Origin of the sequence: Furfurilactobacillus curtus, assembly GCF_045862785.1 — a bacterium.
GTDB classification, from domain to species: Bacteria; Bacillota; Bacilli; order Lactobacillales; family Lactobacillaceae; genus Furfurilactobacillus; species Furfurilactobacillus curtus.
Genome location: NZ_BQXO01000001.1, coordinates 387346 through 414035, shown reverse-complemented (window position 1 = coordinate 414035; position 26690 = coordinate 387346). Strand labels below are relative to the sequence as shown.

Sequence of the window (26690 nt, the reverse complement as noted above, 5' to 3'; positions counted from 1 at the left end):
CTGGTAAGCGTAAAATTGTGCATCATTTGATTAATAATAAAAAGAAACCAGATCGGCGTCGGACTAATTTTGGTCGTAACGGGGCTAATTTGCATGGTGAAGGACGTATATTGAATTTAGATAACCCACGGGCCAACAATCGGCCAAGTAAAAGACAACAATCAGCAGCTAGCGCAACTAGCCAACCAGCTAAATCACAATCGTCGACTGTTGCTAGTCAGGCACAGTCAGTTGTAACAGCGGCCAAATCTACGGCTGCAGCTTCGACAACGGCAACCGTTAAATCGGCAACTGCTACTCAAGCGACGACAGCACGTTCAACAGCGCCACAGTCACAAACTAGCCGTGCAACAGCGACAAATCAAAACCAGTCACAGACGACTCAGCGCCACGCGACTAGTGGTACTACCCAGACTGATTCGCGTCAACATCGGCCGGCAACGTCAACTAGCGATCGGTCGCACAATAGTCAAAACCGATCCGCTCAGAGTAGTCAACATCGGCCAAATGATCGCAATGGTCAGACTCATTCAACGAACCAGAGTCGCAATACGAACCAAAATCGCAGTTCGAACCAAAATCGTAGTTCGAACCAAAATCGTAGTACAAATCAGAACCGCAATTCAAATCAAAACCGGCCGACAAATAATAATCGGTCCACGACGAATCGAAGTAATCAAAATACGTCATCACGGCCGTCAACATCCTCTTCACGGCCAACGAACACGAACGGTCGATCAAATACTTCGTCCAATAATTCGAATAATCGGTTTGGTAGTAATGCGCCAAGTAGCCGATTCAGCAATAACCGTCGCGGCGGTCGTGGCGGTCAACAGCAGTATGGTCAAAAGCATCAGAAGCGTAATAAGAAGAATCAGCGGATTCGCCAGACTTCTCAGCCAAAGCCAGTTTCAACGCGTAAAGAACGGCCACTACCAGAAGTCTTGATGTACGATGTTGGGATGAATGCGCAAGATTTGGGCAAAATTTTGCATCGTGAACCAGCCGAAATTATTAAAAAATTATTTATGCTGGGCGTAATGGTTAACCAAAACCAAAGTCTTGATAAAGATACCATTGAAATTTTAGCGGCAGATTACGGTATTGGTGCTGAAGAAAAACCTCAAGAAGATATTGCAGATATTGATAAATTCTTTGAGGAACAAGCAAAAACTGACCCAACGAAGCTTGTCCCAAGACCACCTGTTGTCACAATTATGGGACATGTTGACCATGGTAAAACAACACTGCTGGACCAACTTCGTAATTCTCATATTACGGCTGGTGAAGCAGGTGGGATTACTCAGAAAATTGGGGCCTACCAAGTTGAACTGAAGGGCCGTAAGATTACCTTTATCGATACGCCAGGACACGCGGCCTTCACAGCGATGCGGGCCCGTGGTGCTGATATCACGGATATTACGATCTTAGTGGTTGCTGCTGATGATGGCGTGATGCCACAGACAATTGAGGCGATTCACCATGCTCAAGCAGCGAAGACACCGATTATCGTGGCAGTTAACAAGATCGACAAACCAGGGGCGAACCCGAACCACGTTATTGAACAGTTAGCGGAGTATAACCTCATTCCTGAAGATTGGGGTGGCGACACAATCTTTGTTGAAATATCAGCTAAGTTTGACAAGAACTTAGATGAATTGCTCGACATGGTGCTGCTACAAGCCGACCTGATGGAATTAAAGGCTGATCCTGATCAGCGGGCTTTGGGTTCAGTTATTGAAGCTCGCCTTGACAAGGGACGTGGCCCAGTGGCGACGGTGCTGGTTCAAGAAGGAACCCTGAAGATTGGGGATCCAATCGTTATCGGGAATACCTACGGTCGAATCAGAACCATGAATAACGATCGCAGTCGCGCGGTTAAAGAGGCGACACCTGCTACGCCGGTTGAAATTACCGGGATGAATGATGTGCCGGAAGCTGGTGACAAATTTGTCGTCTTTGCTGATGAAAAATCAGCACGGGCTGCCGGTGAAGAGCGTGCTAGTCGTGCACAGGTTGAGGAACGTTCTCATGCCAACCATGTGACATTGGATAACTTATTCGATACCATGAAGGAAGGCGAAATGAAGGAAGTTGACGTCATTATTAAGGCGGATGTTCAAGGTTCCGTTGAGGCGTTAGCTAATTCATTCCAGAAAATTCAAGTTGATGGTGTTCGGGTAAACATCATTCATCAAGCCGTTGGTGCAATTAATGAAAGTGACGTTACTTTGGCGGAAGCTTCTAACGCGATTATTGTTGGTTTCAACGTTCGACCAACCGCTCAAGCGAAGTCTCAAGCTGATAGTGATGGTGTCGATATTCGCCTACACAACGTAATTTACAACGCCATCGATGAAATCGAGTCCGCAATGAAAGGGATGCTTGAACCGGTCTACGAAGAACAAGTGACGGGACAAGTTGAAGTTCGTGAACTCTATAAGGTATCCAAAGTGGGAACCGTTGTCGGTGGGATGGTTACGGAAGGCTACATCAGCCGCGATGCTGGCGTTCGCTTAGTTCGTGACGGTGTCGTTATTTATGAGGGCAAGCTAGGTTCATTGCAGCGCTTCAAGGATTCAGTTAAAGAAGTTAAAGCTGGTTTTGATCTTGGTTTGACAATTACCGGGTACAACGACATCAAAGTTGGTGACGTCATTGAAGCTTATGTCATGAAAGAAGTACCCGTTGAATAAATCGTCATTGGTTCTAATAAGATTGTAAGATAAGGCGGTGAAAACATGCCCGATAAACATTATCGTGTGGGTCGTCTAGAACAAGAGATCCAACGCGAAGTGACCGATATTCTGCTTAAGCGCGTGCGCGATCCACGAGTGACTGGTGTGACCATTACTGGCGTTACAGTCACAGGTGATTTGCAAGAAGCGACGTTGTATTACAGTATTTTGTCTGACAAAGCTAGCGACAACGAAAAAGCCGCGGCCGGATTAGCTAAGGCCAGCGGTTTGATTCGTGGCGAACTTGGTCATCGACTGAGTATTTATAAAACGCCGGAAATTACGTTTGAACAGGATCGTTCAGTTCAATACGGAAGTCACATTGATGAACTAATCAATGGGCTTCGTCAGCAAGGACGAGAATAATCTTTTCGAGAAAAGCGACTGTCTGTTGAAGGCAGTCGCTTTTTACATATCACTAGGTTATAATTGTTTGGTTGTTAAACGGACGATTTTTTAACTTGATAAAGTGAGGTTTACAGTCATGGAAGGCATTTTGCCCATTAATAAACCGCGGGGACTAACGAGCCATGATGTCGTGTTTAAACTTCGCAAACTGTTGCATATCAAAAAAATTGGGCACTCCGGTACATTAGATCCTAATGTGGATGGCGTGTTACCGATCTGTATTGGCGCGGCTACAAAAGTTGTGCCATATTTAATGGATTCTGGCAAGGTTTACCGTGGGACAGTTACGTTTGGCTATGCAACGGAAACCGAAGACCTGGATGGGGCAGTGGTGAAGCAAACGCCACTCACGCAACCGTTTACCGATGCTCAAATTTTGATCGGCATGAGGGCCTTAGTTGGCGACATCGAACAGGTTCCGCCGATGTATTCCGCTGTCAAAATTCATGGGCGGAAACTTTATGAATACGCTCGTGCTGGGGAAAAAGTGGAACGCCCAGTTCGGCACGTTCATGTAGATTATTTTAAGCAAACTGGGCAGAGCTACTTTGATGAGCAAGCACATACTCAGGTGGTTCCTTTTGAAATCGGTTGTGGTAAAGGCACTTACGTCCGCACACTGGCGGTTCAATTGGGTGAACAGCTTGAGGTGGCCGCAGTCATGAGTGACCTAACGCGCCTTAAAAGTGGTGGATTTGAACTCAGTCAGACATTGACATTGGCGGATATTGCCGACGCGGTAGCTGATCACAGCATTGAGCAGCATTTGTTTCCAATTGATGTTGCACTTTCGCATTATCCCGTGGTTGAATTAAGTGATGAACAATGGCAGATCGTTCAGAATGGTGGCTTTTTACCCACGACTATTCTTGGTGACCAACCAATCATATCTGTACGTTATCAGCAGCACATTAAGGCTTTATATCAGCTCAGTGATGATCGGCGACATGCCAAGCCGCTTAAAATGTTTTCAAATCATCTTTAACAGAAATTCAAAAATATTGTTAATGAAGGTGTCAAATCGTGGAAGTCATCTATTTACGCCACCCCTATCGAGCAGAACAAATTCCCACTGGTGATGTTGTTTTAGCCATGGGCTTTTTTGATGGCGTGCATCTCGGTCATCAGACGGTTATCAGGCGTGCTCGGGAAATTGCCACGGCTCGTCATGCAAAATTGGCTGTGTTGACCTATACTCATCACCCGTCCATTGTGTATCAAACGTCAACTGAGTCATTTCGGTACCTATCCACTTTCGACCGTAAGTTGGACTTGTTAAAGCAATTGGGTGTCGACATTGTGTATGGCGTCAGTTTTACGTCTAAGCTGGCTTCACTTACGCCGCAAGCATTCGTCGATCAGTATATGGTTGGCTTACACGCAGTGGCAGTGGTGGCTGGGTTTGACCACACTTATGGCCGCAAAGCGGTGGCTAATATGGCACAGTTACCAGGGTATGCACGCGACCGGTTTGAGGTCGTCGAAGTCGGGCAGGTCTCAATGGATCATGCGAAGGACAGTTCAACACGAATTCGTGAATTAATTGACGCCGGTCAAGTTGCCCATGCCAATGAGTTACTCGGGTACACTTATCAAACGACCGGGATCGTTATTCATGGCGAAGCGCGCGGACGAACCTTGGGTTATCCAACGGCAAATGTCGAAGGTCCCGCCGTTGAACGTTTACCCGGGATTGGCATTTATGCGGTTTGGCTGAAAGTAGGGGCCGATTGGCATGCAGGGATGGCCTCTATCGGCCGCAATGAAACATTCGGGGCCCATCGACCAGTTACGGATGAGATTTATCTGCTTGACTTCAATGAAGAAATTTATGGTGAAGAAGTGACAGTTGCGTGGGGAGGGTATCTTCGCGACCAGGTTAAGTTTGACGGTGCCGAGGCACTGGTTGAACAGCTGGATCAGGATGTCATTAACACCCAACGATTTATCGATCAAGTCGGTGGTCCTAAATTAACGATTTGATTGGAGCTCTTCAGAACCACTGCGCATCAAGCGAAGTTTGACGAATTAAAATGAGTTGGCAGCTGTGAGTAGACTGGCTTCAATGGACATTGTCTCAGTGTTGAGACGGTGTCCTTTTACGTGTACGCGAGTCCTTGTAAACCGAGCCATTCGCTAGAGTTAGGCTGATTGGAAGGCGCTGCTAGGAATGCGAAATTATGTTTGACTTTGTTTGACCAAGTTGTTATATTAGTAATTGTTCTTAGCACTCAAATGGCACAAGTGCTAAAAGAGGTGATTAAGACGTTAACTGATCGACAAAAATTAATTTTACAAGCCATTGTCCGTGAGTATACAGAAACTGGGTCGGCTGTCGGATCCAAAGGTTTAAGTGACCATTTACCGATCCACGTGAGTTCAGCCACCATTCGCAATGAAATGGCCGCTTTGGAAGAAGCGGGGTATGTTCAAAAAGAACATACTTCCTCTGGTCGGGTTCCTTCTTTACTAGGTTATCGTTACTATGTTGACCATTTAGTGAGTGATGACGCGGTTAAACGCGCTGATATTCAGTTAATTCAAAGCGAGTTGGGCGGTTCATTTAATAAGATTGACGAGATTATTGAAGAGTCAGCTAATTTGTTATCAGAGTTAACTTCTTATACGGCGTTTACCTTGAAACCGGAACAAGCCGATGTTCGGCTTAGCGGATTTCGATTAGTGCCTTTGGGAAATCGACAGGTCATGGCGATTATGGTTCTCGATAACGGTGATGTTGCCAACCAGACGTTTACGGTTCCACGCAATATTGCCAGTGACCAACTGGAAGCAGTTGTGCGCTTAATCAACGACCAGCTTGTCGGCTTACAGTTACCGGAGATTATGGAGAAATTGCGGGTGCAAATTCCGGCTCAAGTCGGGCAGTATTTGCAAACGCCGACCGGTTTTTTGGAGATTTTAGGGCATGTCCTCGATCAAGCCGCAACGGAACGGTTCTTTGTTGGAGGTCGATTGAATTTATTGAATTTCTCGGCAGATCAAGACCCACAAGTATTGAAATCGATGTATCAACTCTTTGATACATCAACAGATATTGCTAGCGTCCTGAGCCCACCAGATAATCAGGTTCGGGTTAAAATTGGTGATGAGATTACAAATGACCTATTGAAGGACTATAGTTTGGTGACCGGGACGTATGATGTGGGTCCCCACGGCCGCGGTATGATTGCGGTTTTGGGTCCGACGCGGATGCCTTATTCACGAATGATCGGTTTAATTGGCGCTTTCCGTCAAGAGCTTGCTGCAAAACTCCTTGATTACTATCGGGAGCTTGATCGGTGAGTTAGATTCATAGTTAATAATTAAATTTTTTAGTGAATGGAGGTGGCACATTTGTCTGAAACATCACAGCAAACGGATGACCAGAAAAATGAAACTGCTGCTGAAAGTGAAGCAGCTGCGAAAAAAGCCAAGGATCCGCGTGCAAAAGACATTAAGAAGCCAATTGAGGCTGAACCTGTGAGCGATGAAAAAAAATCGCAACAAGTCATTGAAACCTTGCAAGCTCAGTTAGAAGAAAAGGACGATCAACTTTTACGGGCGCAGGCTGAAATTGCTAATATTCAGCAGCGACAGCAAAAAGAAACCGCTGCCTTATTGAAATATGACGGGCAGCAGTTAGCTCATGATGTTGTGCCAGAACTGGATAATTTGGAGCGCGCATTGGCGACAGAAGTTGATGACGAGGCTGCAAAAAAGTTGCAACACGGGGTACAGATGGTTTACGATCATTTGCAGGCCGCGCTGAAGCAAAATAATGTGACTGAGATCGAGGCGTTAAACCAACCCTTTGATCCGACCAAACATCAGGCTGTGCAAACCACGCCAGCCGAAGATGGACAAACGCCCGAAACGGTCGTCAAAGTGCTTCAAAAGGGTTATATGCTAAAAGATCGCGTCTTACGGCCAGCAATGGTTGTAGTGGCGCAATAAGATTAATATATAAGGAAGTTTAAAAACATGGCAAAAATTATTGGGATTGACTTAGGAACAACCAACTCAGCTGTTGCAGTGCTAGAAGGTAGTCAGCCAAAGATTATTACGAACCCAGAAGGTAACCGGACAACACCTTCCGTTGTTTCATTTAAAAATGGTGAGACCCAAGTTGGTGAAGTCGCTAAGCGTCAAGCAATCACGAACCCGAATACTGTTCGTTCGATCAAGCGACACATGGGTGAAGCGGACTACACCGTCGATATCGAAGGTAAGAAGTACACGCCGCAAGAAATTTCAGCAATGATCTTACAATACATCAAAGGTTTTGCTGAGGATTATTTGGGCGAAAAAGTTGAACAAGCAGTCATCACAGTACCTGCTTACTTTAACGATGCCCAACGTCAAGCAACAAAAGATGCTGGTAAAATTGCTGGTTTAACGGTGGAACGAATCATCAACGAACCAACCGCATCAGCGTTGGCCTATGGTTTAGACAAGAAGGATAAAGACGAAAAAATCCTTGTTTATGACCTTGGTGGTGGTACGTTTGACGTTTCCATTTTGGAATTAGGTGATGGGGTCTTCGACGTCTTATCTACCAATGGGGATACTCACCTTGGTGGGGATGATTTTGATCAAAAGATTATTGATTGGCTAGTTGACAATTTCAAGAAGGAAAATGGTATTGATTTGTCTAGCGACACTATGGCGATGCAACGACTTAAAGATGCCGCTGAAAAAGCCAAAAAGGATTTATCCGGTGTTAATGAGGCACAAATTAGTCTTCCATTTATTTCTAGCGGTGATAATGGTCCTTTGCATTTGGAAGAAACGTTATCGCGAGCTCAATTTAACCAAATGACGGCCGACTTAATTGAACGGACGAAGACGCCGGTTCAAAACGCTTTACGTGATGCTGACCTGTCAATGAATGACATCGACGAAGTAATCTTAAATGGTGGTTCCACACGGATTCCAGCAGTTCAAGAAGCGGTTAAGGAGCTTGCCGGTAAGGAACCAAACCATTCGATCAATCCAGATGAAGCGGTGGCTTTGGGTGCCGCAATTCAAGGTGGGGTTATTACCGGTGATGTGAAGGATGTCGTGCTACTTGATGTAACACCACTGTCATTAGGGATTGAAACAATGGGTGGCGTCTTTACGAAGTTAATTGATCGTAACACGACGATTCCAACGTCCAAGAGTCAAACCTTCTCGACAGCTGCTGACAATCAGCCAGCCGTTGACATTCACGTGTTACAAGGTGAACGCCCAATGGCAGCCGATAACAAGACACTAGGAAACTTCCAGTTGACTGATATTCCTGCTGCTCCTCGCGGCATTCCTCAAATTCAAGTAACATTTGATATCGATAAGAACGGAATTGTAAATGTTTCTGCCAAAGATCTTGGCACAAACAAGGAACAGAAGATCACGATCAAGAGTAATTCTGGTTTATCTGATGAAGAAATTGACCGGATGAAGAAGGAAGCCGAAGAAAACGCGGATGCCGATAAGGCCCGTAAAGATGAAGCTGACTTAAAGAATGAAGTGGATCAACTCTTGTTCCAAGTTGACAAGACCTTAGATGAATTAAAGGGCAAAGTTTCTGATGATGAGGTTAAGCAAGCAACTGACGCACGCGATGCCTTAAAGAAAGCTCAAGATGACAACAACGTCGAAGAGATGAAGGCCAAGAAGGATGACTTAAATAAGATTGTCCAGGACCTAACAGTGAAGTTGTATCAGCAAAATGCTGGTTCGGCTGACGGTGACGCCGGTTCTGCCGCAAGCAGTGATAACAATGGGGCTGGCTCAGCTGATGGCGACACGGTTGATGGGGACTTCAAAGAAGTTGACCCCGACGCCAAGAAGTAAACTCGACTACAAGAGAGTCAAAGATGCTGCGGCCTCTTTGACTCTTTGTGCGCTTAAGAAAATGGTGTGGTACACTTACGCACATGACACGATGAAACAAATAGGTATGGGGGTTCGTTTATGTCTCAAGGAAGAGACCCGTACGATGTGCTCGGCGTAGGTCGGGACGCATCTCAGGATGAGATCAAGAAGGCTTACCGAAAATTATCAAAAAAGTACCATCCAGATTTGAACAAGGCGCCAGATGCGGAAGCCAAGTTTAAAGAAGTTGCTGACGCTTATGAAAAGATTGGCGATGAACAAAAGCGTCAGCACTACGATCAATACGGTGATGCCGGGCAACAGTTTGGTGGCGGTCAAGGCTTTGACGGCTTTGGTGGTGGACAGGGCTTTGGATTTGACGATATTTTTAGTCAAATGTTTGGTGGTGGCAGCGCACGTCGCAATCCGACGGCTCCACAACCAGGTCAGGATTTACAGTACTCCATGCAGTTGAAGTTCGAAGAAGCCATTTTTGGCAAAGAAACCACGATTAAGTATGACCGAGAGGCAACCTGTCAGACTTGTGGTGGTAGTGGTGCTAAACCAGGGACGTCACCGGTTACCTGTCATAATTGTGGTGGGACTGGTTACGTTGAAACTGTCCGCAATACGCCGTTAGGGCAGATGCGGTCACAACAGGTTTGTGAGGTTTGTGGCGGAACAGGCAAGGAAATTAAAGAAAAGTGCCCGACCTGTCATGGTGATGGTCATGTGACGGAAAATCATGAGATTGAAGTAAAAGTTCCAGCCGGTGTTGATGATGGTCAACAAATGCGGTTACAGGGCCAAGGTGAAGCTGGGCGAAATGGCGGTCCTTACGGTGATTTGTTTATCGTCTTTACCGTCCAACCAAGTCAAGATTTCAAACGTGATGGCACAGATATCTATTTCGATCAACCACTGTCGTTCACACAAGCGGCGTTGGGCGATGAGATTGAGGTCAAAACAGTTCATGGTAATGTTAAGTTAAAGATCCCTGCTGGTACACAAACCGGCACGACGTTTAGATTACGGGGCAAGGGTGTTCCACGCCTGCGTGGTAATGGTAACGGTGATGAACGGGTCACGGTGAACGTTCAAACACCAAAAGGATTGAACAAAGCTCAGCGAGATGCCCTAAAGGATTTTGCAAAAGCTAGCGGTGAAGAAATGCCTAATGGACATGGTGGTCTTTTTGGTCGACACTAAAGTTTGACTGAATTGATGGAGACCTTACCTGAAATAAACCATAAACAACCCTTTTCTTGAGTGATTCAGGAAAAGGGTTGTCTTGTCTTATGGTACTCCCAACAATCCAGACCTTGACTTGTACCCATCTCATCTGGAGATTATGTTTGCCGGGGTCGGTGAGTGCTGTTATAATTAATGTTTAGAGTTTCACGTATTGAAGCGACAAGACTAAAGATGTCAACAATGACGAAACCGGAGAGTTGCTTCGTGAGTCATCTAAATTGGTCACAGAACCTTACGTAGGCGGCCAAATAATTAAGGAGGTTTTGCCATGACACCTGCCGAAATGCAAGAACGGCAACGACATATTCGAAATTTTTCTATCGTCGCGCATATTGATCATGGTAAGTCGACATTGGCTGACCGAATCCTTGAATTAACGGATACGATCTCCAAGCGCGATATGCAAAACCAGGTCCTAGATGATATGCCACTTGAACGTGAACGTGGTATTACCATTAAATTAAACGCAGTGGAACTGCATTATCATGCTAAAGATGGTGAGACTTACATTTTGCATCTCATCGACACGCCTGGGCATGTCGATTTCTCATATGAAGTTTCACGTTCGTTAGCAGCCTGTGAAGGGGCACTGTTGGTGGTTGACGCTGCCCAGGGAGTCGAGGCACAAACATTGGCTAACACTTACCTTGCCATTGATAATAACCTAGAAATTTTACCAGTTATTAATAAAATTGATTTGCCATCAGCACAACCAGAAGTGGTTCGCCAAGAAATTGAAACAGACATTGGCATTGATGCGTCTAATGCAGTCTTAGCCAGTGCCAAGAGTGGGATTGGTATTGAAGATATTTTAGAACAAATCGTGACCCAGATTCCTGCCCCGGTCGGGGATGTGAACGCGCCATTAAAAGCCCTCATTTTCGATTCTATTTACGATGACTATCGTGGGGTTGTGTTAAGCTTGCGAATCATGGAAGGCACGGTTAAGCCTGGTGATCACATTCGTTTGATGAATTCAGGCACAGTGTATGAAGTGACGGAAGTTGGGGTGAACTCGCCTAAACCGATCAAACGTGACATCTTGATGGCTGGCGATGTGGGTTATATCACAGCTGCCATTAAGGACATCGCCGATACCCGTGTTGGGGACACAGTCACTAATGCAGAACATCCGACTGCCGCAGCATTGCCTGGCTATCGTAAAATGAACCCCATGGTGTTTGCTGGTTTATATCCGACGGACAATGCCAAGTATAATGATCTTCGTGAAGCATTGGAGAAGTTACAGCTCAATGACGCTGCGTTAGTGTTTGAACCCGAAAAATCACAGGCGCTGGGTTCTGGCTTTCGTTGCGGATTTTTAGGCATGCTTCACATGGATGTCGTGCAAGAACGACTGGAGCGCGAATTTAATCTAGATTTAATTACGACGGCCCCCTCAGTAACCTATCATGTTGATTTGACTGATGGAACGCAGGTGATCGTGGAGAATCCTTCGGAGATGCCAGAGCCGGCCAACATCAAAACGATTAATGAGCCCTATGTTAAGGCGACAATCATGGTGCCTAATGATTATGTCGGCGCCGTCATGGAACTCTGCCAACGTAAACGTGGTGAGTTTGATACGATGGTTTATCTTGATGATAATCGAGTGAACGTGATATACTACATCCCATTATCTGAGATAATTTTTGATTTCTTTGATCGGCTGAAGAGTAGTACGCGAGGATATGCCTCATTAGATTATGAGTTGGCTGGCTATCGCGTCGGTGATTTGGTGAAGATTGATATTTTGCTTAATGGTGATCGCGTTGACGCGTTGAGCTTTATTGTGGCACGGGAATTTGCGGCGAATCGTGGTCGATTAATCGTTGGTCGACTTAAAAACATTATTCCACGTCAAAATTTTGAAATTCCGGTTCAGGCTGCCATTGGTGCTAAAGTCGTTGCTCGCTCTGACATTAAGGCCTATCGAAAAGATGTGACAGCGCACCTTTACGGTGGTGACCGAACTCGGCGGATGAAGTTACTAGAGAAACAAAAGGCCGGCAAGAAGCGGATGAAGTCAGTTGGGGTGGTTGATGTCCCACAGGAGGCTTTCATGGCGGTATTGCAGACTGATGAAGAAGAAAGTCATAAAGCAAAGTAGGACGGCATAAACTGTCTAAATATGGGAGGTGAGTGTGTGCTAGCAAGGACCAAAGCGTTTTTAAAAGCAAACCAATTTCGATATGAGAAGACGTACATTCGGCCGTTGATGGTGCCACAACACGTGTACGTCCTCCGTTTTGGCAAAAAGAAACTAAACAATCGATTAATTACGAAATACAGTCACAGTTGGACTGGTCGGCTAAAAATCGATGAATTTGATTTACGCCTGCATGGTCAACACAATCCGCGAATTTTCACGAGTGAGGATGAGCTGTTGGTTTATCTGGCAGATCACATTTTGACGGATGACGGGCGTGAACGATATGAACAAGTTCGTCGAGAAGCGGCCCGCCGGCATGAAAATGTGCAAGAATAGTTTAATCTGATTAGATCAATCCCGTGCATTGGTGGATTGATCTTTTTTTATACTGACATAAAGTTGATACAGAGCACTAGCAGGCGGACACAAGGATCTAGCTGGGGTGGCTAAACAAAAGTTATTCCTGTTGATTAACAGTTTGAAATGGCAATTCTGCTCAATATTTGTCACAATGGGGATAAACTTAATAGCGAGTTGGTTATGACGTTGGAAAATGCAATTAAACGAGGACAGAAAAATGAAAATTATTGAATCCTTTGCGACATCAACGATTGGCGATGCTAAAGCAATGGTGGACGCCACCAAAAGTGTCGGGGAAATTGGTGCTAACGATGTCTTAGTTCAAGTTAAGGCGGTTTCGGTAAATCCAGTTGATACAAAATTGCGCCAAGGTCTAACGGATGAAACGGCACCAAAAATTTTGGGCTACGATGCTACCGGAATTGTCTTGCAGGCTGGTGCGAATGTGACGAATGTGGCCGTGAATGACCGGGTCTATTATGCTGGGACGAAAAGTCGAGATGGGGCTAACGCAGAACAACAAGTTGTTGATGCTCGCTTAGTCGCGCAGGCTCCGACAACATTAACGGATGCACAAGCTGCTGCTCTGCCATTAACTTCGCTGACTGCCGCGGAGGTTTTATTTGAAAAGATTGGTTTCACTGCTAAGGCCAACGCAAATCAAGACCAGAAATTATTAATTATCAACGGTGCGGGTGGTGTTGGATCAATGGCAATTCAATTAGCGGCATGGGCCGGTGTGCAGGTGACAGCAACGGCCTCGCGAGCAGAGACGATTGACTGGGTGAAGCACTTAGGGGCTACTCAAGTCTTTAATCATCGTGAGCCATTGCAGCCTCAGGCACAAGCTGCGGGCATTGAATTTTTTGATGCGATTTTGATTTTATTTAATACGGACGCGTATTTTGAGACGGCTGCTCAATTGATTAAACCGTTCGGTCATATTGCTTCGATTGTCGGAAACCAGCGACCATTAGCTTTGGGGCAGATTAAAAATAAAGCAGCCAGTTTTGATTGGGAGTACATGTTTGCCAAGAGTGACTATCAAGTTGACCTGGCTAGCCAAGGACGGTGGCTGGAAAAAATTGCCAATCTGATGGATGAGCATGTGTTAAAAACCACGTTGACCAAGGCGATAACGACTGGCATTAACGCACAAAACTTACGAGCAGCACACCAATTAGTTGAAGCTAATCAGATGGTCGGGAAGATCGTTGTGACAGGACCCTTCAATGGTGAGACAGGTTTAAATAAAGACGAGGAGAATTGATGTCATGAAGTGGACAGGAATCACTGTCAATACGACAAATGAAGCTGTGGAGGCAGTGAGCAATATTTTAATGGAAGCAGGTGCTAGTGGAACCAGCATTGACAACGCTGCAGATTTCATGGCTTTGCGACCAGAATTTCCAGGTGAGTTGTTGGATAAACAACAGATTCCACACGTGGCAAGTGGCGCTTTGGTCACCGCCTATTATCCTGAAACTGTCGAAATTGAAGATTTATTGCCAAAAATAAAAAGACAGGTCAGCCAGTTGACTAATTTTGGTATAAATGCCAATCCGGGGGCGGTAACGCTCAAACCAGTGGCCGAAACAGATTGGGCTACCGCTTGGAAGCAATACTATCATCCTGTTCGTGTCAGCCGATATTTAACGGTCGTGCCTAGTTGGGAGAAATATCGTCCCCAACAAGTGGATGAAAAATTGATCACACTTGATCCAGGAATGGCGTTTGGAACCGGTACACATCCGACGACAGCCTTGATGTTGGCCGCATTAGAAATAACGTTACGCGGTGGGGAAACCGTCCTCGACGTGGGGACTGGATCGGGCGTTCTGTCAATCGGAGCCAAATTGCTGGGTGCGCATAAGGTCTTCGCTTATGATGTGGATCAAGTGGCGGTTGATGCGGCGATCAGTAATTTGGCTCTCAATCCGGTGGCACGTGATGTCGAGGTTTCAGTAAATAACTTACTAACGGGAGTGACACAAACTGCTGATGTCATTGTCGCTAACATTCTGGCAGAAATTATTGTTCCCTTGATTCCACAGGCGTGGCCAAGGTTGCCAATTGGCGGACATTTCTTGGTGAGTGGCATTATTGAAGATAAACATGAACTCATTGAAAAGCAGCTGCAAGCTGAAGGCTTTAAAATCGAACAGATTTTGCAACAAGGTGAATGGTACGGAATAATCGCGCGTAAACCGGCGGAGGATGAATGATGCAACGCTATTTTTTGCCAGTTGATTTTGGTCGTGATAAAAAATTTGCATTGGATGATGCCACCTATCATCATTTTGTACAAGTTCTGCGGGCACAGATCGGGCAAGCGGCTGAATTTGTGACCCCAACGCAACAATTGTTTTTAGCTCAGCTTAGTTCGCTTGATCTCGAGCATCATCGGGCCATCATGACCATTGAGCGTCAACTAGAACAAACGGTTGAATTACCAATCCATGTTCGTTTAGTGTGTGGCTTGCCAAAGGGAGACAAAGCTGACTTCATCACGCAGAAAGCGACGGAGCTAGGGGCAAGCGAAATCGTGTTTGTCAAAACAACTTGGTCAATTGCTGATTGGCGCAATAAAGTGGCTAAAAAACGCCAACGATTACAAACAATTGCGCTGAATGCTGCCCAACAGGCGCATCGCTTGATGGTGCCAGAAGTACATTATTTAGATCAGTTATCTCAGATTGACGAATTGCCAACAGATATTGGTCTGGTGGCCTGGGAAGAATCTGCGAAGGCCGGAGAACAGACACATTTAGCACAAGTGTTGACCACCATTGCGGAAGAGCAAACTTTAACAGTCGTTTTTGGGCCGGAAGGTGGTTTGACACCAGATGAAGTGACGGCATTGCAGGCAGTGAACTATCACCCGGTTGGCTTAGGACCACGAATCTTGCGGACTGAAACGGCACCTCTGTACTTATTAAGTGCGGTTTCGTTTGCCACAGAAATGATGGCTCATTAAATTATCACGATAAAAAATGATAAAACACCGTAATTGTGCGTGACGTTACCGTGAAAAGTGGGTATAATGAGCGGCATAATTAAAATTTGATGAAAGGCGGCGGCAGTATGGCCCGTTTTAAGCAAAATAGTGGTTGGGAGTATTGGGGACTAGGCATTGTTTTTGGGGCACTTCTGCCTTATCTCGCTAATTTAACGTCTCTGTCCGTTTTTCACAAGGTACTGTGGGTGTTGTTAGGTCTAAATGGGCTTTACGCCCTGGCGATTGGTTGGCAAATTGGCCGAAAGAAGCGACGGGTTTCGTTACTGCTGGTTTTTCCATTTGTTTTCGCCGCAGCTACATTTCTATTTCAGCTGAATGCACACGAATATGCTTACTATTTGGCGATTGGGTATTTGTGCTTGAGCTATTTTGCATATGGTCAGCAAGGCGGGATGACGGTTACTAATTCTAGTAAGAAGAAACGTGACGGGCGAGCTTTGGAAGATTTAATGGCTAACCACTGAGAAGATGCTCATTGTCTGGTAAAACAAAAGTTTTTATGCAGCAGATCCCTGTTTCTCTTTTTTGGAGAGATAGGGATCTGCTCTTTTAGATTGCGCCTTCAGGAACCTCGAGAACAATAATTAGATGGCAAGATACGTTTTGTTTGCAGCGACTTACGGCCGCCGCATGTTCTGCATAAGACTTTAGCATTGTGTAATTTATAGTTTCGGTTAAAATAAGGGGTTAAATAACTAAATTTGGGGTGAGACGATGTCAAAAGAACATATTTGGACAGCTGACGAGGTGTTGACACAAGTGGGGACTTACATGAATGAAGCCCATGTCGCACAAGTTCGTGCCGCTTATGATTATGCACAACAAGTTCATTCTGAACAAAAACGTCAGTCTGGCGAACCATACATTATGCATCCCATTCAGGTCGCCGCGATTCTCGCCGAATTAAAAATGGATCCAGAGACGATTGCGGCCGGATTTTTGCATGATGTTGTTGAGGATACCGTTGCAACTTTAGATGATTTACGTAATCGGTTTGGCGATGACGTGGCTGAAATCGTGGACGGGGTTACGAAGATTGGAAAAATTAAGTACCGTTCAAATAAAGAACAACTTGCTGAGAACCATCGGAAATTATTGTTGGCAATGTCCCATGATATCCGAGTAATCATTGTTAAATTAGCAGATCGATTACACAATATGCGTACGTTGCAGCATTTACGTCCGGATAAACAACGGCGGATTGCCAATGAAACATTGGAAATTTATGCACCGTTGGCCGACCGGTTAGGGATCAGTACCATTAAATGGGAATTAGAAGATCTCAGTTTACGCTACCTAAACCCAGAACAATATTATCGAATTGTCCATCTCATGGATTCCAAACGAAACCAGCGAATCGAAATTATCAATGAGGCAATTGGCGAAATTAAAGATGCCATTTTAGATTTGCATATTCGGACGCAGATCTATGGGCGACCGAAGCATATCTATTCTGTTTATCGCAAGATGGTCGACAAGCATAAGCAATTTGACCAAATTTATGACCTGTTGGCTATTCGGGTGATTGTTCAGTCTATTCGAGACTGTTACGCAGTATTGGGTGCGATTCACACTCATTGGACGCCGATGCCTGGTCGATTTAAAGACTATATTGCGATGCCTAAAGCCAACATGTATCAATCCTTGCACACAACGGTTATCGGACCTGAGGGCAAGCCATTAGAGGTGCAGATTCGGACGGAAGAAATGCACCGAGTTGCTGAATATGGGGTTGCTGCACACTGGGCCTATAAAGAAGGTCAGACTGATGAAGTACAGGAGTCAACGAATGGTGATCGGTTAAATTGGTTTAAACAGATTATTGAATTGCAGAATAATGCCACTAACGCCGATGACTTCATGGAAGGCGTCAAGGGTGATTTGTTCACTGATTCTGTCTATGCGTTTACACCTAAGGGAGATGTTTTAGAGCTGCCTAAAGGGGCTGGTCCTTTAGATATGGCCTATATTATCCATACTCAAGTGGGGAATCATACGACCGGAGCTAAAGTGAATGGCAAAATTGTGCCGTTGGATTCGGAAATCAAAACTGGTGACATCGTTGATATCTTAACTTCACAGAATTCGAGTGGTCCTAGTCGTGATTGGGTCAACTTGGTTCATACGCGGCGGGCTCGAAATAAGATCAAGCAATATTTTCGCAAAATGGATCGCGGCGAGAATATTCAAGCTGGGCGAGATATGTTAGTCCACCAGCTCCATGATTTGAATTTTGATCCCAAAGAGATCATGACTGATGATAATCTCGCCAAAGTTGCGGAACGGATGAACTATCGGTCGGCGGATGATTTATTGTCAGCCATTGGTTTTGGTGACTCGACGCCACGAGGGGTCGCTAATCGACTGACTTCGGATTTGCGTGCTCAGCGTGAGGCAGATCGGCAAGCAGAAACGGAGCGAGAAATTCTTGCTGAAAATGGTGAGAAGACCGATGAAACTAGTGAGGTTAGTGCCAAAGAAGAGGCTAAACGTTCCGCTTCAGACGGGGTCATTATCGAAGGTGTAGATAATTTGCTCGTTCGGTTAAGCCACTGTTGTTCGCCGGTGCCAGGTGACCCAATTGTTGGGTACATCACCAAGGGGCGTGGTGTGTCGGTGCACCGGACTGATTGTCCAAATGTTCGGGGTGCGGAAGCTAATGGTGAGCGAATTGTCAGTGTTGAATGGGATGATCCGGCCTCCAATCGCACCAATTACAATGCAGATATTGAGATTCGTGGCTATAACCGTAATGGCATGCTAAATGATGTGTTGCGAATGATTAACAACACAACAAAGTTTTTATCATCGGTGACCGGTAAAGTTGATCACAACAAGATGGTGGTTATTTCGGCAACCGTTGGTGTGCGTAATTTGGATGTTTTAAATCATATTATGGATAACATTAAGAACGTTCCGGATGTTTATGAAGTTTTACGAGCAACCCACTAACGCATACTGGAGGGATTTTATGCGAGTTGTTTTACAGCGCGTGAACGCTGCCTCCGTAACGATTGATCAGCAAGTTATCGGGCAGATAGAACACGGTTTGCTTTTGCTAGTTGGCATTGGGCCTGAAGATAGTTCAGCACAAGTTGATTACTTAGCGAAAAAGATTCTAAATACCCGAATTTTTAGTGACAAGGCTGGCAAAATGAATCTGAGCGTCCAGGACATTCACGGGCAAATTTTGTCAGTTTCACAATTCACCTTGTATGCGGATACTGCCAAGGGCAATCGTCCGGGGTTTTCAAATGCCGCAGGTCCTGAACTTGCTAAACCGCTGTGGGAAGCTTTTAATCATCGTTTAGCGGAAGCCGTTCCCATACAAACGGGGGAGTTTGGCGCAGATATGCAGGTCTCGTTAGTTAATGATGGACCAGTGACCATTATCTTTGAGCGTTAGCCGAACCATTAAGACGTGAGGGTTAATCAAAACGGGGCATCAGTTGGTAAGTGCAGTCACTTACCAACTGATGCCCCGTTTTTTTGGGCTATTTAGTTTGGCAATGAAATTTACATTTTGCTTTTGGCCTAAATTATTTTTGAGCGGCCAGCAATTTTGAAAATTTTACCGGATCATTTATTGCGCTGCTTGTTTGGCAAAATAATCTGACAGGCCGGCGGTAATCGAATTGGCAACACGATAAGGATAAGTAAGCCCTGAGATAACCTTAAAGTCATGGGCATCATTGATGTAACCCATTTCTAGCAGAACAGCAGGTCGTTCATTATCTCGGATAACCTGAAAGTTACCAAATTCAATGCCTTTGTTGGGCATGGGATAGTGGTTCATTTGACTATTTAAAGCTTTAGCAAGACCCATTGAGAGATTTTTATGATAATAATACGTGGTCAAACCAGATGATTGATTTGTTTCCGGTGACGAATCAAAGTGAATACTGATGAACGCATCTGCCTTAATTTCATTGGCCAAGGCCGGTCGTGGTGCGAGGCCGACATACTTATCACTATCGCGAGTTAAAACCACGTGAGCGCCACGCTGGCGTAGTTCATTAGCCACTGCCTTGGCAACCTTTAGCGTGTATGTTTTTTCCATGTCCTTCGGCGATGTGTCTGAGGGACTGTGTAAGGCGCCGGAGTCACTGCCACCATGACCTGGATCAATAACAATGGTCGCTTCAGACAAGTCAGTTGCCTGTTTTAGATTATTCCGGCGATTGACCAACCAGCTGGCTACCCAACCGGTATGACGATCATCATAGCGCACATGATACCAAAGATTTTTTTCACCAAGCTTAACGAGGCGGGTATTCAGTTTTGCCTTGTGGACGGTTCGACTGGTCAGACTCGGACCGGAGCGGACATTTAAATTGTCAACACTAACGCGGACCGTTTGTTCACGGGTAAGCCAAAAGAGCAGCAGACCAATTGTAATCGTGACGGCGAGAGTTAGTGAAATTTGGAACCAACGTTGTTTAAGAAATTTCATTTGGGTATTTTCCTTATTTTCATGAAAATCGAATAAATTACACTTAATTATAGCAAATTCGGATGAGCGACTTGACAGAAGCCTAAAACTAAATTAAGTTTTAAACACGAAAACAACATTAAAACCGATGATAAAGACAATTAGTGGTCGTGGCAAGACTAGAGAGTAAGTGGTTGGTGAAAACTTATACTGCTACGACGATGAAGACACTTTTGAGGTGGATGAGAATCCCGTCACAGGCGACGTTACCCTGAGAAAAAACAAAGGTGGTACCGCGCTTTTAGCGCCCTTGATATGGATCAAGGGCTTTTTTTGTTGATAAATCCATTTAGCAGCGGCGCGTTAAGTCATTGTGAGTGGTGAATGATTGTTACAAGTGATGGATGAAACGGAGGAATTTTATGAAGTATCAACGACCAAAAGGGACAGCAGACATTTTACCGGACATATCGGCCAAATGGAGTTACGTGGAAGATATGGCCCGATTATTATTTGATGACTATCAATTTCACGAAATCCGGACACCGATGTTTGAAAGTTTCGACGTTTTTGCTCGATCAGCCGGCGATACCAGTGATGTTGTCACCAAAGAAATGTATGACTTTTACGACAAGGGCAATCGCCACATTGCGTTGCGGCCAGAAGGAACGGCCGGTGTGGTGCGAGCGTATGTGGAAAATAAATTGTATGCACCTGAGCAAGAGAAACCTTACAAGGTCTTTTATATGGGGCCAATGTTTCGTTATGAGCGGCCACAATCTGGACGCATGCGGGAGTTCCACCAGATTGGCGTTGAGGCGTTCGGCAGTGATGCTCCAGCTTTAGATGTGGAAATTATGGCAATGGCGATGGATTTCTTTGCTCATTTAGGCTTGAGTGGACTAAAACTGGCCATTAATTCACTCGGCGATGCGCAGACGCGGGCAGATTATCATCAAGCATTGGTTGACTATTTGACACCACATTTCAATGAGCTGAGCGAGGATTCACAGGCCCGTTTGCACAAAAATCCGTTACGGGTGTTAGACAGTAAGGATCCACAAGATCAAGATATCGTGGCTGGTGCACCGTCAATTTTAGATTATTTAACGCCAGCGGCCCAAAAGCACTTAGACACCGTGACACAAATGTTAACAGCCTTAGCGATTCCATATGAGGTGGACGCAACGATGGTGCGTGGCTTGGATTATTACAACCACACTATTTTTGAAATTGAGAGCGACGCTGACGTTCTTGGTCACGGCTGGACCACAATTTGTGGCGGTGGACGTTACAACGGGTTGGTTGAAGAACTGGGCGGCCCAGAGACACCCGGATTTGGTTTTGGCATCGGGATGGAACGGTTACTCCTCTTATTACAGGACGCCGATATCGAAGCACCAATTTCAAACCCACTGGATGTCTATGTTGTGGGAATTGGTGAAGAAACAAATGTGGCCACGTTGCAACTTGTTCAAGCGATCCGCAATGCTGGTTTCAGTGCAGATCGGGATTATTTGGATCGGAAGCCCAAGGCCCAATTTAAGACAGCTGATCGGCGTGACGCGCGTTTTACAATGACCGTTGGCGCCAACGAATTAGCTCAACAGACCGTTAATTTCAAAAGCATGCAAACAGGTGAAGAAATTAGTTTACCGATGTCCGCTATTTATGCGGATTTTGCCAGCATCTTTGACAAATACTTTGATGAAGATTAGGGACAAATTGATTTTGAGAAAGTAGGGGATTGAATGGAACGAACACAGTATGCAGGTTTGATCGACGAAAGTTATGAGGGGCAACAGGTCACGTTATTTGGCTGGGTGCAAAAACGTCGTGATTTAGGTAAATTAATTTTTATTGATTTACGGGATCGTGAAGGCATTGTCCAACTTGTTTTCAGCGCCGCTAATAGTGAGACTGCCTTGGCGGTTGCTGAACAGATGCGTAGTGAATACGTCATTAAGATTAGCGGCTTAGTTAAGGCGCGCAGTGCAAAAGAAGTTAACCCTGATATGGCAACTGGAAAAGTTGAAGTGGAGGTTAGCGGTGCTGAGATTTTAAACAAATCAAAGGTACCTCCATTTGACATCAGTGATGGGGTCGAAGCCGCTGAAGATTTGAAATTAAAGTATCGTTATTTAGATTTGCGGCGCCCAGAGATGCAGCATAATTTAATCCTGCGTAGTAAAATCACACAAGCCGTGCATTCATACTTTGACGAAAATGGTTTTATTGATGTTGAAACGCCGGATTTAACGAAGTCAACGCCAGAGGGTGCTCGGGATTATTTGGTTCCCAGTCGAATTTACCCTGGTCATTTTTATGCACTGCCACAATCGCCGCAATTGTTTAAACAATTGCTGATGGGCGCTGGGTTCGATCGCTATTATCAAATTGCGCGTTGTTTCCGGGACGAAGACTTGCGCGGGGATCGCCAACCCGAATTTACACAAATTGATATGGAAACTAGCTTCATGAGTCAACACGATATTATGGATATGACAGAAGGCCTAATTGCTCGTGTTATGAAAAACACACGCAATCTGACCGTTGATTTGCCATTCAGTCGCATTACGTGGCAGGAGTCCATGGATCGCTTTGGTACTGACCAACCGGATTTGCGGTTTGGCATGGAGTTGATAGACTTGTCAGAGCAATTAAAAGACAGTCCATTTAAAGTCTTTAGCGGGGCCATTGCTGACGGTGGTCAGGTTAAGGCAATTGTGGTGCCAGGTGGTGCTGATCATTATTCACGTAAACAACTTGACGGCATGACAGATTACATCAAACGTTTTGGGGCGAAAGGGCTCGCTTGGGTTAAAGTGACTGAGGACGCTTTTAATGGGCCAGTTGCCAAGTTCTTGAACGACCAATTTGCGGCGTTAACAACTGCGACTGCAGCCAAAACCGGTGACTTAATCCTCTTTGTTGCTGACCGGCGGAAGGTTGTCGCAGACAGCTTGGGTTACCTACGCGTCACGATTGCGAAGGAACTCGGCCTGATTGATCCGGATAAATTTGCCTTTGTCTGGGTAATCGATTGGCCATTGTTCGAATATGACGAAGGTGATCAACGTTGGGTACCGGCGCATCATCCATTCACAATGCCAAATGAAGGGGACGAACATTTCTTAGACGAGGGTGAAAACCCCTATGAAGCTCATGCGCAAAGTTACGACATCATCCTTAATGGTTTAGAGCTGGGCGGTGGATCGATCCGGATTCACACGCGTGAGCTCCAAGAAAAGATGTTGAGCGCATTAGGCTTTACGCCGCAACGAGCAAAGGCCCAATTTGGTTTCCTATTAGATGCCTTAGATTACGGGTTCCCGCCGCATGGTGGCTTGGCAATCGGATTGGATCGCTTTGCTCGTCTGCTTGCTGAGGCTGACAATATTCGAGAAGTTATTGCCTTTCCAAAGAATTCAAAAGCAACGGAGCCAATGACCGCTGCCCCGAGTGAGGTTACCACGCAACAATTGACCGAATTGCATCTAGCCGTTCGGCAACCACGTGATGAGAATTAATATGGTTTTCACGAACTTCAGTAGATTTCAGCATTAATTGAGCAAGGTGTTTCCATTCATGGTGGAAACACCTTTTTTGTACCTTCCCAACAAAGTTTGTGACGTCACATGTGAAAACGCTGTCAACAAAGCGCCGTATATCAGTTGGTAAGGGACGGAATCCGCTTGTTGTTTGATGTGAAATTAATTACAATGATTGAGTAGTAAGCAGTTTCAATATCTAAAACATGGTTGATGAAAGGGACGACGAAACATGAATAAGTTTATTGGAATCGTGGGAACGATTTCGACAGAGTCGACTAACAAACGCCTCTTAACATTTATGAAACAGCATTTTGCTGATCAAGCAACAATCGATTTACTTGATATTTCTGGGCTACCAATGTTCAACAAACCTGCGAACAAGCAAGTACCCAAACGGATCGGTGAAATGGCGGCGAAAATCGAAGCTGCTGATGGTGTCATCATCAGCACGCCAGAATATGATCACTCAGTCCCTGCGGTTTTGATGAACGCGTTGGCGTGGCTATCATACGGGATTCATCCGTTTGTGAATAAGCCAGTGATGATTACCGGTGCTTCTTTTGGTTCTTTAGGTTCGTCAAGAGCACAGGGACATTTACGCATTATTTTAGATTCACCAGAATTACGTGCGCGGATTATGCCGAGTTCTGAATTTTTACTGGGTAATTCTTTAAGCACGTTTAATGAAGACGGTAGCTTGAAAGATGCAGAAAAGGTGGCCAAATTAGACGGTCTCTTTGCTGATTTTCAGACCTTTGTTGCGCTGACTAAACAGCTTAACCATGCAGATGAACTTAATAAACAAGAGGCCAAGGATTTTTCGTGGGATAAGCTCGATTAAATCGTGGAGGGAGTAACAATTATGAAGCTAGTTGGAATCGTCGGATCAGTGGCGGACGTGTCTTATAACCGCATCTTGATGAAATTTATCGCTAGTCATTTTAGTGATCAAGTTGATGTTGAGATCCTTGACATTAATGACATACCAATGTTCGATCAAGAAAACAATCAAACAAATGGTGAGCCAATTCAGTACCTCAATAAAAAGATTTTAGCCGCTGATGGGGTGATTATTGCCACGCCAGAGCATAATCATACGCTAACCCCTGCACTAAAAAATGTGATTGAGTGGCTTTCTTATGAGATTCATCCATTTTCTGGGAAGCCGGTCATGATTGTGGGAGCTTCATTCTATGACCAAGGTTCTTCTAGAGCTCAATTAATGCTGCGTCAGATTTTAGAATCACCTGGGGTCAATGCTGTTGTCTTCCCAGGCAATGAGTTTTTACTAGCTAATGTTAAATCAGCCTTTGACGAGCAGGGTAACCTGAAGGATGGTAAGACAGTGGCCTTCCTTGGGAGTACATTGAGTAAATTTGTGCAATTCGTTAAAGTTATCAATCTCATGAATGAGCCACAAAGCGGCGAAGAAGAAGACTTAACGGCCTCTGGTAGCATCTCCACGACTGTTGCAGGTGTCGATATGGCAGCTGATGACTGGCTTGAGCAAGCGGCGATGGCAACCCAGGCGGCTGAAGGTGATCAATATGTAAAATTAGACCGTGGTTTACTGACGGTTGATCAGCTGAATGCCTTCTTAAATACGATGCCAATGGAATTGACCTATGCTGACAGTAACAATCAGTTTATCTATTACAATAAGATGACGGATAATCCGAAAGCAATGTTGGCGCCACGACGACCTGGTCAAGTTGGCGATCCAATGTCGATGGTCCATCCACCACGAGCGGTTAAACATGTTGCCGAAGTAATCAATGCCTTGCGGACCGACAAAACAGATCTGGTTAAGATGCCCGTCCCTGGGAACGGACCCGATCGTTTTATCATGCATTATTACAAAGCTATGCGTGATGGCGATCACAAGTATTTGGGCATCAACGAGTGGGTGCTCGATTTAATGCCAACGATTCGCTATTACTTACAAGCGACTGGTCAAAAACTAACACCAGATCCAAATGCACATCCTGATGCAGTCGCGGGCGCCTCTGAGCAGCCGACTACACCAGTGGGACGCCAAACAGATGCAACCGCTGGGGCGTCCGAGGAGATTGACACCCCAGCTAATCCGGCGCCAGCCGTTGATGGCACCTCGGGCGCATCAGAAGCTTAGTGAAAGTAGTTATGTGTTTATAAAAGATTGGTCATAAATCGCGATTACCAGATGATTTTAAAGTAATCGTGATTTTTTTATTGTTCATGCTCACTGGCAGACGAATTAAAGCAATCGAGCAAGATTGGACACTGAATTATGGGGCCGCCGGGGAGGATTTTATTCCGTTTGAGGCATTTTACGGTATGCTTAATTTAATGAATAGAAAGAAGGTTGCGGTGATGGCAGAATTAACAGATGAAGCAGCGACGTATCGTGCTCAATTTGGGCAGCCAGTTCATGATGAAGATGCATTATTCGAGCGTCTTACATTGCAGGTCTTTCAAGCAGGGCTGAATTGGCGAATGGTTATCAATAAATTACCGATTTTTCGTCAGGCTTTTAAAGATTTTGTGGTTCAACAGGTGGCGGCTTTTGAAGAGGAGGATGTCGAACGTTTGCTAACCATGCCTGGCCTGATTCATAACGAACGTAAGATCCGTGCAGTGATTAATAATGCGCAAGTGATTATGAAGCTGCGTCAAGGTGGTCAATCATTTGACCAGTATTTAGCGCAATTTAAAGAAACCGACTCGGCCACTGACCGACCTGAACAAACAGTAGCTGCGACGGCGGCCGCCAAACAGCTGCATCAACAAGGATTTGAGTTCTTAGGGCCGGAGACAACCTTGTCATTTCTACGGAGTATCGGGTTATTTAATCATTCAGATCATCCATTCACACAAAAATAATAATAGCGTGTCAACATCAATGCTGTCGCTTGGACAGTCAGCTGTTGACACGCTA

The 26690-nt window shown here is 45.2% G+C and carries 21 protein-coding genes and 1 pseudogene; 21 read left to right on the top strand and 1 reads right to left on the bottom strand.

Annotated elements, in window-relative coordinates:
• Positions 1-803: 803 nt before the first annotated feature.
• The 16 genes and pseudogenes from infB to dtd form a co-directional block, all read left to right on the top strand.
• Positions 804-2696: pseudogene (infB, locus tag ACKTR2_RS02180) on the top strand (translation initiation factor IF-2); the annotation flags it as partial.
• A gap of 45 nt (positions 2697-2741) precedes the next feature.
• Positions 2742-3104 (top strand): 30S ribosome-binding factor RbfA, encoded by a 363-nt coding sequence (gene rbfA / locus ACKTR2_RS02175; RefSeq protein ID WP_407882389.1) that lies wholly within the window; start codon positions 2742-2744, stop codon positions 3102-3104.
• A 118-nt stretch (positions 3105-3222) separates the two neighbouring features.
• Positions 3223-4131 (top strand): tRNA pseudouridine(55) synthase TruB, encoded by a 909-nt coding sequence (truB, locus tag ACKTR2_RS02170; protein WP_407882388.1) that lies wholly within the window; start codon positions 3223-3225, stop codon positions 4129-4131.
• A 38-nt stretch (positions 4132-4169) separates the two neighbouring features.
• Positions 4170-5129 (top strand): riboflavin biosynthesis protein RibF, encoded by a 960-nt coding sequence (gene ribF / locus ACKTR2_RS02165; RefSeq protein ID WP_407882387.1) that lies wholly within the window; start codon positions 4170-4172, stop codon positions 5127-5129.
• Between the two features lie 252 nt (positions 5130-5381).
• The gene (gene hrcA / locus ACKTR2_RS02160) at positions 5382-6449 is read left to right on the top strand and encodes a heat-inducible transcriptional repressor HrcA (protein ID WP_407882386.1); all 1068 of its coding nucleotides are present in this window, start codon (positions 5382-5384) and stop codon (positions 6447-6449) included.
• A 51-nt stretch (positions 6450-6500) separates the two neighbouring features.
• Entirely contained in the window at positions 6501-7100 is a 600-nt protein-coding gene (gene grpE, locus ACKTR2_RS02155) for a nucleotide exchange factor GrpE (protein WP_407882385.1), read from the top strand.
• A 27-nt stretch (positions 7101-7127) separates the two neighbouring features.
• Entirely contained in the window at positions 7128-8981 is a 1854-nt protein-coding gene (dnaK, locus tag ACKTR2_RS02150) for a molecular chaperone DnaK (RefSeq protein WP_407882384.1), read from the top strand.
• Positions 8982-9101: 120 nt separating this feature from the next.
• Positions 9102-10211, top strand: coding sequence for a molecular chaperone DnaJ (dnaJ, locus tag ACKTR2_RS02145; RefSeq protein WP_407882383.1), 1110 nt, complete (start codon positions 9102-9104; stop codon positions 10209-10211).
• 313 nt (positions 10212-10524) lie between these two features.
• Positions 10525-12366: a translation elongation factor 4 gene (gene lepA / locus ACKTR2_RS02140; RefSeq protein ID WP_407882382.1), complete on the top strand. Its 1842-nt coding sequence runs from the start codon at positions 10525-10527 to the stop codon at positions 12364-12366.
• Between the two features lie 36 nt (positions 12367-12402).
• Positions 12403-12744 carry a hypothetical protein gene (locus ACKTR2_RS02135; protein WP_407882381.1) on the top strand — a complete coding sequence of 114 codons (342 nt, stop codon included), beginning with the start codon at positions 12403-12405 and terminating at the stop codon, positions 12742-12744.
• A gap of 241 nt (positions 12745-12985) precedes the next feature.
• Positions 12986-14038, top strand: coding sequence for a zinc-binding alcohol dehydrogenase family protein (locus ACKTR2_RS02130; RefSeq protein WP_407882380.1), 1053 nt, complete (start codon positions 12986-12988; stop codon positions 14036-14038).
• Between the two features lie 4 nt (positions 14039-14042).
• Positions 14043-14993 (top strand): 50S ribosomal protein L11 methyltransferase, encoded by a 951-nt coding sequence (gene prmA, locus ACKTR2_RS02125; RefSeq protein WP_407882379.1) that lies wholly within the window; start codon positions 14043-14045, stop codon positions 14991-14993.
• Positions 14990-15745 (top strand): RsmE family RNA methyltransferase, encoded by a 756-nt coding sequence (locus tag ACKTR2_RS02120; RefSeq protein WP_407882378.1) that lies wholly within the window; start codon positions 14990-14992, stop codon positions 15743-15745. Before prmA ends, ACKTR2_RS02120 begins: the two co-directional genes overlap by 4 nt.
• A gap of 107 nt (positions 15746-15852) precedes the next feature.
• A complete protein-coding gene (locus ACKTR2_RS02115; RefSeq protein ID WP_407882377.1) occupies positions 15853-16251 on the top strand; it encodes a hypothetical protein in 399 nt (132 codons plus the stop codon).
• Between the two features lie 250 nt (positions 16252-16501).
• Positions 16502-18739, top strand: a complete 2238-nt coding sequence (locus ACKTR2_RS02110; RefSeq protein ID WP_407882376.1) for a RelA/SpoT family protein — start codon at positions 16502-16504, stop codon at positions 18737-18739.
• Between the two features lie 19 nt (positions 18740-18758).
• On the top strand, positions 18759-19193 hold the full coding sequence (gene dtd / locus ACKTR2_RS02105; RefSeq protein WP_407882375.1) for a D-aminoacyl-tRNA deacylase: 435 nt from the start codon (positions 18759-18761) through the stop codon (positions 19191-19193).
• A gap of 177 nt (positions 19194-19370) precedes the next feature.
• Here dtd and ACKTR2_RS02100 read toward each other — a convergent pair whose 3' ends face one another.
• Complete coding sequence (locus tag ACKTR2_RS02100; protein WP_407882374.1) at positions 19371-20240, bottom strand: N-acetylmuramoyl-L-alanine amidase; 870 nt, start codon at positions 20238-20240, stop codon at positions 19371-19373.
• A gap of 401 nt (positions 20241-20641) precedes the next feature.
• Between ACKTR2_RS02100 and hisS the strand changes: the two genes are divergently transcribed.
• The 5 genes from hisS to ACKTR2_RS02075 all read left to right on the top strand — a co-directional run bounded on the left by hisS (position 20642) and on the right by ACKTR2_RS02075 (position 26635).
• A complete protein-coding gene (gene hisS, locus ACKTR2_RS02095; protein ID WP_407882373.1) occupies positions 20642-21937 on the top strand; it encodes a histidine--tRNA ligase in 1296 nt (431 codons plus the stop codon).
• A gap of 33 nt (positions 21938-21970) precedes the next feature.
• Positions 21971-23749 carry an aspartate--tRNA ligase gene (gene aspS, locus ACKTR2_RS02090; RefSeq protein WP_407882372.1) on the top strand — a complete coding sequence of 593 codons (1779 nt, stop codon included), beginning with the start codon at positions 21971-21973 and terminating at the stop codon, positions 23747-23749.
• Positions 23750-24002: 253 nt separating this feature from the next.
• On the top strand, positions 24003-24614 hold the full coding sequence (locus ACKTR2_RS02085) for an NADPH-dependent FMN reductase (protein WP_407882371.1): 612 nt from the start codon (positions 24003-24005) through the stop codon (positions 24612-24614).
• Positions 24615-24635: 21 nt separating this feature from the next.
• Entirely contained in the window at positions 24636-25904 is a 1269-nt protein-coding gene (locus ACKTR2_RS02080) for an NAD(P)H-dependent oxidoreductase (RefSeq protein ID WP_407882370.1), read from the top strand.
• 221 nt (positions 25905-26125) lie between these two features.
• Positions 26126-26635 carry a DNA-3-methyladenine glycosylase I gene (locus tag ACKTR2_RS02075; protein ID WP_407882369.1) on the top strand — a complete coding sequence of 170 codons (510 nt, stop codon included), beginning with the start codon at positions 26126-26128 and terminating at the stop codon, positions 26633-26635.
• The last annotated feature ends 55 nt before the right edge of the window (positions 26636-26690 follow it).